The following is a 12,382-nucleotide window of genomic DNA, read 5'->3' on the forward strand; positions in this document are numbered from 1 at the left end:
AATCCATAAATTCTGCACAATTGGTGGGGATAGACAATAAACGCTACTTTGATTAAGGAATATCCTACGTGTGTTGTTTATATACACTACGTGGTATAGGTACTATAGAAAAGGAGGAATGATGATGGGTGGAATGATGGATGGTAACGGAATGGGGAACAGCTTTTTCGGAGGATTTTTTAGCTTTGGTTTGATTTTTTTGATTCTTATCATCGCTATTTTTCTTATAGCCAGATGGATGATGAAACCAAATGCAAAAGAACGTTCTTTTAATGATAAGGAGCGAGGAGAATCGAGTTCAAAAGATGTGTTGAAGAAACGCTTAGCAAGTGGGGAGATCACAGAAGAAGAATATGATCGTTTGAAGAAGAAATTGGATGAGTGATGTGGGAGGTAGAAGTGGTGAAACGGATGTGGTTTGGATCATTCATGATTATAGCGCTCATTGCTGTAGGAGTCTGGGTGTTCTTTCAATCTCCATTTATGCAGGAGAAGAGCGCAGGGGAGATAAACAGTAGTGAACAAGGACAAAGTATTCTGGACATTCAACCGATTGAGGCCGGCAGCCGGCCTACAAAACAATTTGAGCTAACGGCGAAAGAAACAGATTGGGAAATACAAACGGGGGAATCCGTCAATGCCTGGACCTATAATGGAACGGTCCCTGGTGAGGCTTTACGTGTTCAACAGGGCGATTTTGTTCAAGTGGAACTGCACAATGAATTGGAAGTTCCTGTTACCATTCATTGGCATGGGGTTATTCTTCCCAATCGGATGGATGGAGTTCCGGGTGTGACGCAGGATGCTGTAGAGCCTGGGGAGTCCTTTACCTATGAATTCATAGCAGAAGACGCAGGAACGTATTGGTATCATTCACATCAACATAGTTCTCTCCAAGTAGACAAGGGGTTATATGGGCCGCTTGTTGTTGAGGGAAAAGGGGAGAAACCGGAACATGATGAGGTTTTCATCTTAGACGAATGGGCGGTCAACCAGGACCGTGAGAACTGGACGAATATGGGTGGAATGATGATGGGTTCGATGCAGGGAGATGGTGAAGCAGATACGAAAGAAATGTACGATACATTTACAGTGAACGGCAAAGCGGGAGATGCGATCGATCCTTTGAGAATGGAAGAAGGAGAAACAGCACGGCTTCGCTTCGTCAATGCCGGATACCAGCTTCACCGACTCGTTTTTCCTGAAGGGTCCATGGAAATGCTCGCTGTCGATGCGGAGCCTGTGCAAAATTCAGGGGAAAGAAACGTGTTGGAAATCGCTCCTGGTGAACGAATCGATGTCTTATACACGAAGGGGGAGGAAGGTGAAATCATCGGGGAAACGCCCTCGGTTGAAAACTCACAAGATATGCAGATCCTTGTTCTCTCTTCGGATTCAGATGGGGAGAATTTACAAGTAAAGGCAGAAGACGCTGCGACCAGTAAAGGTACTTCTCATGCGAGTAAGGATTTGCTTTTTGAGACCGTACCGGATGTGGACGTGTCGTACAATATGGACCTTAGTATGGGGATGAATATGGGAGAAGGGATGACGTGGCAGATTAATGACCGTGTTTTTCCTGATACACCGCCAGAACAAGTGGAAAAAGGAGATATTGTGAGAGTGGATATCACCAATGAAGGACGATTGAATCACCCTATGCATTTGCACGGCCATCGTTTTCAAGTAGAAGCAGAAGATGGAGGAGCGGTCGTGAAAGATCTGATTAACGTGAAACCTGGAGAATCGTATACGATTTATTTCGAAGCGGACAATAAAGGGGAATGGTTGTTCCATTGTCATGATAATAATCACGCAGATCGTGGCATGGTAACCATTGTGGATTATACAAGTGTTTTTTCACCCTTCGAGCTGAATCAGACGAATCAGCCTTAATAATAGAAACGGAGGTTTAAAAGATGAGTGAAGAACATTCTCATGAAAAACATAAAGAACATCATCATGAAGAGTCTCATGAGGGCCATGATCATTCTCACGAAGGTCATGATCACGGAGCGATGATCGATGATTTCAAACGAAGGTTTTATATATCATTAATTATTTCAATACCTATTCTGGTCCTTTCACCTATGATTCAAGAGCTTTTGGGATTCAGCTTCACATTCCCGTTTGATCAATATGTTTTATTTGGTTTAGCTACCTTCGTTTTCTTCTACGGAGGGTGGCCGTTCTTAACAGGGGCCCTCGATGAATTGAAAAATAAAAATCCCGGGATGATGACTCTGATCGGACTCGCCATATTCGTGGCTTATGCCTACAGTTCCCTCGTCGTATTCGGATGGTCGGGAAGAAATTTCTTTTGGGAATTGGCTACTTTGATCGATATTATGCTCCTGGGTCACTGGATTGAGATGAAGTCCGTGATGGGGGCTTCTAATGCTCTACAGGAATTGGTAAAACTGATGCCGAGTGAGGCCCACCGCCTGACAGAGGACGACCAAGTCGAAGATGTGCCCGTCCATGAACTGAAAGAGAATGATCGTGTACTCGTGAAGCCGGGAGAGAAAATTCCGGTCGATGGGAAAATTATAGATGGAAAGTCAGCGATTGATGAATCCATGCTGACTGGTGAGTCGGTGCCGGTAGAGAAAGAAGCGGGAGAAGAAGTGATCGGCGGTTCCATTAATAAAGAAGGAAGTCTCACGCTGGAGGTAGAAAAGTTAGGAGATGACACCTATTTATCGCAAGTCATCACACTTGTGGAAGAAGCACAAAACTCAAAATCCAAAGCACAGGATTTCGCTAATCGTGCGGCTAAATGGTTGTTCTACCTGGCTCTGGGAGCGGGGATCACAACGTTTGTAGTGTGGCTCGCCTTAGGTTTTTCATTGGATGTAGCCTTAGAACGTATGGTCACTGTCATGGTCATCACATGTCCTCACGCCTTAGGATTGGCAGCACCTCTGGTTGTCGCAGTTTCCACTTCACTCTCTGCAAAACAGGGGCTCCTTATAAGGAACCGGACACAGTTCGAAAATGCACGTAACGTGGATGCCGTTATTTTTGATAAAACAGGGACACTGACAAAAGGGGAGTTCGGCGTAACTGACCTTATTCCAGAAGAAGACGATGAAAAGAACCTTCTCTACTGGGCAGCAAGTGCGGAACAGAACTCTGAACACCCATTGGCTCAAGGTATTCTAGCGGAAGCAGAAGACCGGGGAATCTCCCTTGGGAAGGTGGAAGACTTTGATTCTGTCACCGGAAAGGGATTGAAGGCAACCGTGGATGGAAAAGAAGTGAAAGTCATGAGCCCGGGTTATATGAAAGAGCACGACCACGATTATGATCAGGACACGTTCAGCCGCTTATCGGAAGAAGGGAAAACGGTCGTGTTTGTCCTCGTGGATGACAACTATATTGGTATGGTTGCATTAGCTGATATGGTCCGGGATTCGGCGAAGCAAGCCGTTTCTGAATTAAAAGAGAGAGGGATCCACTCGATCATGCTCACAGGGGATCACCAAAGAGTGGCTGACTGGGTGGCTGAACAAATCGGCATTGATGAAGTGTATGCTGAAGTCATGCCGGATCACAAAGCGGATCAAGTGAAAAAAGTACAGGCAGAAGGCAGGAGGGTAGCGATGACCGGGGACGGAATCAATGATGCACCGGCTCTCGCAACTGCCGATGTAGGAATTGCTATTGGAAGCGGAACCGATGTTGCGGTGGAAACGGCGGATATTGTACTAGTGAAGAGCAACCCAAGAGATATCGTATCCATCGTAGCCTTATCCAAAAACACGTATAAGAAAATGGTCCAGAACTTATGGTGGGCAGCAGGGTACAACATCTTTTCCATTCCGCTGGCCGCTGGTGTACTTGCTCCTGTAGGCATCGTGTTAAGTCCTGCTGTGGGAGCTGTTCTCATGAGTCTGAGCACAGTGATTGTGGCAATTAACGCAAAACTTCTTAAAGCTTCCTGACTTCAGTTTCCTGCACAGATTCTGCACAAATAGAGGGTAGTATTGAAATAAATAGGTTTCCCCCTTTAAAAATGAGAGGTTATATGAGGAATAAAATATCAATCAAATTAGGATTGCTTTTCTTAATTTCTATGATTTTAATCGAACTTTTGCTTTTTGCGGTATTATATACAACCGTTTCTTCCCATCGAATCAATGAAGTGATGGAGGGGCTGTTGACGCGTGGTGCAGGTCACCGTGATGTGTTAGAAATTTATTTTGATGAATCTACTCTCGCTCACGTAGCCTTGATGGAATCGGAAGCTGTTACGGAGGTCATCATTACAGATGGGGATGGAAACATCTTATCGGAATCGTTTAATGAGAAGCCTTACCCGGATGTGTTTTATGAAGCGATTGACGGAAAGGGAGAAGAGAAAGAGCGGGTCATTGAGGATGAATGGAGAACAGAGCCATACGTGGCCACAGTCTCCCCAATCATCGTGGGGAATGAACATATAGGAAATGTGTTCATGTTTTCTCCTTCTGAAGTGATTCGCAGCATCATTGGTCATCTAACACGCCAGTTTCTCCTCGTTATGGTCGTCCTTATCTTGGTTACGATCCTGATTGTTGTCGCTCTATCCAAGTTTATTACCCGTCCCCTTATTCGAATGAAAGAAGTGACAGAGAACTTAAGTACCGGAAAAGTGGAGGAGTATCTGGATGAACATCCGAATGATGAACTGGGGGTTCTTGCCTCTTCGATCAACCGATTATCTGAAGATCTCGAACGAATAAAAAAAGAGCGTCACGACTTTTTATCTGCGATCGCTCATGAACTGAGGACACCTCTAACTTATGTCAAAGGCTATGCAGATGTTGCGTCAAAAAAGAAGACACCCTCCGAAGATAAAGATCACTATTTGAACATCATTAAAGAGGAAGCCACTCATTTGACGGACATGGTTCAGCAACTTTTTCAACTAGCAAAAATGGATGAAAATTCGTTTGTTATTGAACCTCAATTCGTTGATCTCTCCTTGGTTCTCATGGAAGTAAAGGATCATCTGCGACCCGTCTTAGAGGAAAAGAAAGCCCAGTTGTTCGTGGATGTTCCTTCAAAAACAATGATTTATGCGGACCCTATGCGATTGAAACAGGTCATTCATAACATCGTGGATAATGCTCTTCGTTATGGAGGAGCAGAAACAAAGATAATGATTACAGCGGAAAGCGAAAAACAGCACGTGACCATCAAGATATCTGATGACGGGCCCGGTGTCCCCGAGGACGCTCTACCATCCTTATTCGAACGGTTATATCGTGTAGATAAGGCGAGATCCAGAGAAATCGGAGGAACGGGACTAGGCCTTTCCATTGTGCGCGAAATCATTGAAATGCATGGGGGAGTCGTGAAAGCTTTCAATGATGAGGGATTGACCATCTCGATCACTTGGCCAAAGGAAGATAACTATGAAAAGAATACTCTTAGTCGATGATGAAAAGCGAATGTTGGACTTATTAGAACTGTATTTGGTACCTCACGGATATGAGGTTCACAAAGTAAGGAGCGGGGCAGAAGGGTTGGAAGAGTTACGGACTTATTCTTACGACCTTGTGCTTCTGGATATTATGATGAAGGATATGGATGGAATGGAAACGTGCCGGAGAATACGTACATTCAGTAAGGTTCCAATCATTATGCTGACAGCCAAAGATCAGAAGGAAGACGTCATTCAAGGTTTGAAAACAGGAGCGGATGACTACATAACCAAGCCGTTCGATGAAGAGATCCTGATCGCCCGTATAGAAGCATTATTGCGGAGAGAACATCCACAATCCTCTATCGAAATAAATGGCTTGGAGTGGAATAGTGATACCTATGAATTACACTTTGGGAGCGAGGAAATCCCGTTGACTCCGAAAGAGTTCCAACTCTTAGGACTGCTGCTCAGACGTCCAAACCATGTCTATGATAGGAATGATCTGCTCGATCTCGTGTGGGGCATCCAATCAGATACTGACGGAAGAACGATTGATTCCCATGTCCGTCACATCCGTGAGAAAATCCGGCGCTCAGGTTTTCCAATTAATGACCACTTGAAAACGGTGTGGGGTGTCGGATATAAATGGATAAATTAGTAAAAAACACGTTTACTTATACGGGTACTGGGTATTATAACAATGTAAGATCAAAATGATAAGGAGGAATTATTTATGGCTCACCAGCAGTATCAGGAAACGCTGAAGGTTTTACATGAATGTATGGAGGCATGCAACCATTGCTATGATGCTTGTCTCAAAGAAGAAGACGTGAAAATGATGGCTGAGTGTATTCGTTTGGATCGTGAGTGTGCAGGTATTTGTGGATACTTAGAAGCAGCGATCACGAGAGGTACTCCTTATGTGGCGGAACTAGCATCTGTATGTGCGAAAATTTGTGATGATTGCGGTAAAGAATGCGCGAAGCATGATCATGACCATTGTCAAGCATGCGCGAAAGCTTGCCAAGAGTGTGCCGATGCTTGTAGAAAGATTGCGTAACCTAAAAAACGAGGCTGGGACAAAACTCAGCCTCTGAAACAAAAAGGAGCCCTGCGAACCAATTTGGTTCGCAGGGCTCCTCAATTTATGTTGTCTTTTTTCATTTCAATTAAAAATAAGAGCACACTCTGATAAAATTAAAGTTCCTACACAATAACCTCGGAGGTGCTCTTATGTTTAAAAATTATAACATGAATCAAGTGGTTTTGCCCATGGACGTTGAAATGAAACTTCAGGAAAATGACATCGCCTATTCGGTCCATGAATTGGTGGAAAGTATTCCGGATGAGGATTTCTCAGGTTTCATGCGTGATACGGGATGCCCCGCTTATCATCCTCGTATGATGATGAAGATTGTTTTATGTGCCTACACGCAATCGGTGTTCTCTGGTAGGAAAATTGAAGCTCTTCTTAAGGATAGTGTTCGCATGATGTGGTTAGCCCAAGGGTATGAACCCAGCTATCGCACCATCAATCGTTTCCGCGTCCACCCGTCCGTCAAAAAAATCCTTCGCCAAGGCTTCGTCCAGTTTCGTTGCCGACTCGTTCAAGAGAATATCATTGATGAGGAAGCGATCTTTATTGATGGAACCAAGATTGAAGCGAACGCCAATAAATTTACCTTTGTGTGGCGCAAGGCTGTCGAAAACTACAGTGCAAGCCTCATCGAGAAGTCCAACCGCCTGTACGTTAGTCGAAAAGGAAATCATACCGGAAATTCAGCGGGAAAACCCTGAGGAATTGACGGTTCAAGAGCTCTCCGACATAGCGGAAACGCTGGAAGACAAAGTAGAAGAAATGACTCAGACAATCGAAGAAAGTGAAGACGTAAGCGAACGAAAACAAGTGCGTTCGGAACGCAAAGAGCCAAAACAGGCTCACAAACAGTTCAGCGATTTTGTGGCTCGCAAGCAGAAGTATGAACGGGATATGGAAATTTTCGGTGAACGGAATGGTTACTCCAAGACCGATCATGATGCGACGTTTATGCGAATGAAAGATGACTATATGAAAAACGGGCAATTAAAAGCCGGCTATAATATCCAAATTGCGACGGAAGGTCAGTACGCTCTCGCCTATGATATTTTTCCAAACCCTACAGATATGCGCACGTTCCGTCCCTTCCTTGATCGTATCGAAGAAGACTTCTTTGAACTGCCCCCATACATCGTCGCCGATGGTGGATATGGCAGTGAAGAAAATTATGAAGATGTCCTGGAGAACCGTAAACGAGAAGCGCTTATTACATATAATTCGTACCGCAAAGAGAAGACGAAGAGATTTCAGAAAGATGAATTTCACTCGGCCAATTGGACCTATAACGAAGAAGATGATGCCTTTATTTGTCCAAACGGTAGAAGGGTCTCGTTCCGTCATCGATCTCAGAAAACCGATCGAAATGGTTATCAACGCGAGTTCAAGGTGTACGAATGCGAAGATTGTACAGGTTGTCCTCTCCGTTCCCAGTGCACAAAGGCTAAAGAGGGGAATAATCGAAAGGTCTATTACAACGAGAAGTGGGAGCAACAAAAGAATAGCGTGAAGGAGAAGCTTTCAGACGAGAAAACGGGTGAAATCTACGGAAAACGTAAGGTAGACGTAGAGCCAGTTTTTGGATTTTTGAAGGCTAATTTGCGTTTCACTCGAATGTCCGTGAGGGGCAAAGAGTGTGTGGAAAATGAATTAGGATTTGCCTTCCTGGCCGTGAACTTGAGAAAGTACACGGCCAGAAACGGAAACCGTCTAACCAATGATAAGATAAACTCAGTAAAAAAGGGTTCCGGTCATCAAAATTCGATGACCGGAACCCTTTTTTACGTTTTCGACTGGTTATGTCCCAGCCTCGTTTTTATTTTTGTAGAGAATGCTTTTGTGCCTTAATGAAGGAGAGACTATAGCAATTTCTTTGAAAGCGGATAGACCCCGAGGCTTTGGATGACGAGAGAAATCAATACCGTCGCAAAAGCTAATGATAGAAACAATTCATGTCCACCCGTCTGCTGAACTTGAAAACTTAAAATAAGAAACACGGACATTGTTCCTTTAAGGCCGGACCATGAGATCACCGTTGATTCACGCCAGGAAATTTCTTTCCGCCAATGGGGGAAAAGGGTTGTACTGCCTGCAATGATGAGGAACCGGACGATCATCGATAGCAGGAAGACGAGAAAAGCAAATCCCCAGACAGGTGTGCTCAAATAGGGAGCGGCCTTAATACCGATCAGTAGGAATAATAGAGAAAGCAGCGAAATCTCTACGATGCCCCAAAAACCGTCCAATGACTCTTTGAAATGTTCTTCCTTTATGGTTCGACCGTATTCAAAGGAGAGCATAAGACCAGCCGATACTGTTGCGAGAACCCCTGATACTCCAATGGCTTCCGCCAGGTTGAATATTCCATAGGCCACAACGATACTTAGCATCACCTGATATTCTTTGTTGTGGGTGTAATGAACCCCTTTACTCATCAACCAGCCGAACACGGTACCCAAGCAAGCCCCACCTAAGGAAACGACTAAAAACTCGCTCGTAAATGAGAAGAGAGAGAAATCTTCACTGCTCGTATAAATGCCCAGAAGCACAGAAAACATCACGATACTCGTCCCGTCATTCAGAAGGGATTCCCCCTCTACCACATCTGCTATCTTTTCATCGCCTGTAGAGTTTTTTAAGATCGATACAACGGAAACCGGATCCGTTGGCGTTAGGATGGAAGCGAGCAATAAAGCACCGATGAGAGAGAGGGAGATAAAAGGTCCACTGACAATATAAACAAGTGCTCCTAAAATTCCGACCGTCAACAGAAGCCCGGCAGTAGCTAGAAAAAGGATAAAGCCCATATGCTTTTTGAACTGTTCCGCCGGGAAACGGTAGGCGGACACAAATAATAGAGCAGGGAGAAACACATGATAAATCATATGCTCTGTCACTTCGATGGAAGAAAAATAAGGGATGAAAGATAATGCGATTCCAATAAAGACGAGAACCGTTGGTACAGGAAGGTTTTCCTGCTTTTTATCGAGTGTGAAGATGAAAAAACCGATGAACAATAGTAGGATTCCTTGTGTGATGGACATGGTCGAACCTCCTTTTTCTATGTATGGTTTGCCATTATCCTTTGGAAGAAATAATGAAACTTCTTTTATATAATCTATATGATATCAAGCTGCTTTTTTCGCATAAGAAAGTGAACCCGTGCTATGCTTATGATAAAAGCAATATACAAAAGGGGGTATATGGAGTGTCTAAAGAGTTTTGGAATGAGAGCTTTTCAAAAGAAACGTATGTGTACGGGAAACAAGCGAATACGTTCGTAGTGGAAATGACTGAACAGTTGAAAGAAGCCCGATACGTAGGTTGTTTCGCGGAGGGGGAAGGAAGAAATGCTGTCCACCTGGCGAAACAGGGGCATCAGGTAACGGTATTCGATCAATCGGATGAAGGGCTGACCAAAGCTGAACAGTTGGCAGAAGAAGAGGGCGTTCATATAGATACTGTTCAGGCGGATTTGACGAAAAAAGAAATGGAAGCTGCCCAGTTTGATGCAGCGGTTATGGTCTTCGGTCATGTGCCGAAAGAGAGTCAATCGTTTCTTATTGAGCAGATGATACGGTCGGTAAAACCTGGAGGGGTTGTCTTCTTTGAAGTCTATTCTGAGGACCAGCTTGCCTATGGTACCGGAGGTCCGAAAGATAAACGTATGCTATATTCGCCTGAAAATGTTCTGCACTGGATCAGTGAGTACAAATGCCTGCATTTTTACTATGGTGAAGCGGACCGGACTGAAGGAGAACGGCATACAGGTGTCGGTCATGTGATTCAGGCATTCATTCGAGTATGAGGAAACGAGCCCTGCCACAACTGAAAGTGGGTAGATTACGGATATCAATTAAAGTTGTGAGATATCAATTGAAAATCGAATATATCAATAATAATTCAAAAATATCAATCAAAAATGAAAAATATCAACCAAGACTCGTGAAAGTCCCTGCTCCCCATTCTGAAAGGGGAGCAGGGATTTCTTTTTGACTCTAGGTGCCGTCGCTTGCCGCTTATTCTCCAAAAGCCTCCGGCAGCATTTTAAATCCATCAACCTCGGCATCTTCTTCCACTTCAATCATAATGCAGCGTTTCCCTTTGTAATTGACCTGTCTGACATACTGAAGGTCCTGGGGGCTGATCGATATATTGGCGATTTTCGTATTGATTTTTATCGACTTCGAATTGTATTTTGGTACGATACTGCTTGCTTTCAGCTCATAGCCTTCATTATCGGTAATTTGAGCAAATGCGTGTTTCACTTTCTCTGAATCGACCTGTTCGCCGCTCGATTTCAATACGCGTTCGACATCTCTGTAGTCGAGTTTCGGGGGAGTATCGTCTTCGTTTTCTTCGACGGTACGGTTGATTTCCCCGTAGACGTTGGCAAGGGTGGAAGGGCTCAATTGGTCCCCGACGACGTCACGGATGACTTCTTCGAAAATGGCTTTATCCTCTTTAGCCGTCATGATTTCTTCCCCGTTTAACACGTCTTCAATGAAACGGTAGTCAGGTTCGTTCGCTTTTCCGGCAGAGTAGAGGATGTGGTTTACATCCGAAGCACCGTCTGTAATTCCTGGGAAAAGAAAGCCTGTCATCGGGTTTTTCAAATCGATGACAGGATCGACTTCAATTTTATATTTGAATTCTTTCTCAATATAGTCGAACTGAATTTCTTTTTTCGGATCTTCTGTTTTATTGATGCTGCAGAGGATGAACGGGTTCGAATAAACGGCGTCGCGACTGCTTTCCTCTGATTCTTCGCTGCGGCGTCTCGTAGGCTTCATATATTCAGCGCGGATGAAGGAGATGACAACATCCTTTTCATAGGGATGATCGCGGATGATTTTTTCTGTCATTTGAAGCATTTGTTCCTTCCAGTCGTCCACATGGTTACTTAGAAGACCTTTATGTAAAATCAGCTGGCTGTTATCTTCGGCTTCACGCTGAAACTTCAGTTCGAACAGTTTTTCATCGAGCTGCCCGGTGAGAAGCTTTTTGAAATTGTTCATATAAAGCTCTTGCTGATCTTTATCGAGCATTTCAAATGGCTGGCTCTGATGATGATAAATTTCTGTCGTTTCTTTCATGATATAGACGTTGAAAATATTTTTGATTTTCAATAGGTCATTGTCCACTTTGAGCTGCCTGCGGATGCCGGCAATGTCTTTTTTGTCCATCCATCGTTCACTCCTAAATTGGTCATTCCTTTTCTGGTTCTCTTATTTTAACATAGAGAAAATGTAAACAACCCAGAAATTGAAACAAAGTAGCGGTGTTTTACGTAAAGGCAAAGGAGGTGAAGTTATGAAATGGTCCATCTATCAAATTTTCGTATTCATTGGAATGGCTTTAATTATGTGGATCCTCGAGTCTACCCTTCTTGGTCATATAGGAGTGGAAATCACGAGAGGAGAGGGAGCTGTGTATTCTCCGCTGATAACGTTTTTGGTCCTCATCCTCTTCATCACTTGTTTTTACATACTATTTCTGTTTGAAGCGAAAAAAGGACATAAATTCCAACAGTCCATTTGGACGTATATGCCCTCCATATGCATGTTCATCGGAGGTACTTCTATCGTCTTGTTTTTACTGGGAGGAACGATAGGCCCCATAGGAGGGTGGATCGAACAGGTGCGTTCTCTTTTCTATGTTTTCCTGTCCTATTTTCTATTCTTAATCTTTTTGTTTATTTTTTCTTTTGAGCACAAAAGAAAACGGTTCGAGCAGTCACCAGAACGAACCGTACACCTATCTTACTTTTGGACATTGGTGTTATTTTTTAGTCTGTTTTTCTTGTTTTAAGGATCTTAAAAACGTTGATGACTAAAGGAGGCTCACAAAGCTCCCAGAAAGCGAGTCATTCCCCG

At 43.8% G+C, this 12,382-nt stretch carries 10 protein-coding genes and 1 pseudogene; 9 read left to right on the forward strand and 2 right to left on the reverse strand.

The genetic code is table 11. The features are described 5' to 3' along the window. The first annotated feature begins 124 nt into the window (after nucleotides 1-124). The 7 genes and pseudogenes from ACJA3J_RS03610 to ACJA3J_RS03640 all read left to right on the forward strand — a co-directional run bounded on the left by ACJA3J_RS03610 (nucleotide 125) and on the right by ACJA3J_RS03640 (nucleotide 8,354). Nucleotides 125-385, forward strand: coding sequence for an SHOCT domain-containing protein (locus ACJA3J_RS03610; protein WP_167356017.1), 261 nt, complete (start codon nucleotides 125-127; stop codon nucleotides 383-385). Between the two features lie 26 nt (nucleotides 386-411). Continuing rightward, the gene (locus tag ACJA3J_RS03615) at nucleotides 412-1,896 is read left to right on the forward strand and encodes a multicopper oxidase family protein (RefSeq protein WP_406946265.1); all 1,485 of its coding nucleotides are present in this window, start codon (nucleotides 412-414) and stop codon (nucleotides 1,894-1,896) included. Between the two features lie 23 nt (nucleotides 1,897-1,919). After that, nucleotides 1,920-3,947 carry a heavy metal translocating P-type ATPase gene (locus ACJA3J_RS03620; RefSeq protein ID WP_406945551.1) on the forward strand — a complete coding sequence of 676 codons (2,028 nt, stop codon included), beginning with the start codon at nucleotides 1,920-1,922 and terminating at the stop codon, nucleotides 3,945-3,947. 83 nt (nucleotides 3,948-4,030) lie between these two features. Then, the gene (locus tag ACJA3J_RS03625) at nucleotides 4,031-5,428 is read left to right on the forward strand and encodes an ATP-binding protein (RefSeq protein ID WP_406945552.1); all 1,398 of its coding nucleotides are present in this window, start codon (nucleotides 4,031-4,033) and stop codon (nucleotides 5,426-5,428) included. Further along, on the forward strand, nucleotides 5,403-6,071 hold the full coding sequence (locus tag ACJA3J_RS03630; RefSeq protein ID WP_406945553.1) for a response regulator transcription factor: 669 nt from the start codon (nucleotides 5,403-5,405) through the stop codon (nucleotides 6,069-6,071). The genes ACJA3J_RS03625 and ACJA3J_RS03630 overlap by 26 nt, the downstream gene beginning before the upstream one ends. A 75-nt stretch (nucleotides 6,072-6,146) precedes the next feature. After that, nucleotides 6,147-6,473, forward strand: coding sequence for a four-helix bundle copper-binding protein (locus ACJA3J_RS03635; RefSeq protein ID WP_406945554.1), 327 nt, complete (start codon nucleotides 6,147-6,149; stop codon nucleotides 6,471-6,473). A gap of 173 nt (nucleotides 6,474-6,646) precedes the next feature. Then, a pseudogene (locus ACJA3J_RS03640) lies at nucleotides 6,647-8,354 on the forward strand (IS1182 family transposase). An 11-nt stretch (nucleotides 8,355-8,365) separates the two neighbouring features. Here ACJA3J_RS03640 and ACJA3J_RS03645 read toward each other — a convergent pair. Further along, nucleotides 8,366-9,550: a sodium:proton antiporter gene (locus ACJA3J_RS03645; protein WP_115893113.1), complete on the reverse strand. Its 1,185-nt coding sequence runs from the start codon at nucleotides 9,548-9,550 to the stop codon at nucleotides 8,366-8,368. A gap of 164 nt (nucleotides 9,551-9,714) precedes the next feature. Between ACJA3J_RS03645 and ACJA3J_RS03650 the strand changes: the two genes are divergently transcribed. After that, complete coding sequence (locus ACJA3J_RS03650; protein WP_406945555.1) at nucleotides 9,715-10,314, forward strand: class I SAM-dependent methyltransferase; 600 nt, start codon at nucleotides 9,715-9,717, stop codon at nucleotides 10,312-10,314. Between the two features lie 211 nt (nucleotides 10,315-10,525). On the opposite strand, the gene ACJA3J_RS03655 is transcribed toward ACJA3J_RS03650, so the two are convergent. Further along, nucleotides 10,526-11,692 carry a DUF4317 domain-containing protein gene (locus ACJA3J_RS03655; RefSeq protein ID WP_089651470.1) on the reverse strand — a complete coding sequence of 389 codons (1,167 nt, stop codon included), beginning with the start codon at nucleotides 11,690-11,692 and terminating at the stop codon, nucleotides 10,526-10,528. Nucleotides 11,693-11,819: 127 nt separating this feature from the next. Here ACJA3J_RS03655 and ACJA3J_RS03660 point away from each other — a divergent pair, with 127 nt between their 5' ends. Next, complete coding sequence (locus tag ACJA3J_RS03660; RefSeq protein ID WP_406945556.1) at nucleotides 11,820-12,317, forward strand: hypothetical protein; 498 nt, start codon at nucleotides 11,820-11,822, stop codon at nucleotides 12,315-12,317. Nucleotides 12,318-12,382: the final 65 nt, after the last annotated feature.

Origin of the sequence: Halobacillus sp. SY10 (assembly GCF_045401165.1) — a bacterium.
Taxonomy (GTDB): Bacteria; Bacillota; Bacilli; order Bacillales; family Halobacillaceae; genus Halobacillus; species Halobacillus aidingensis.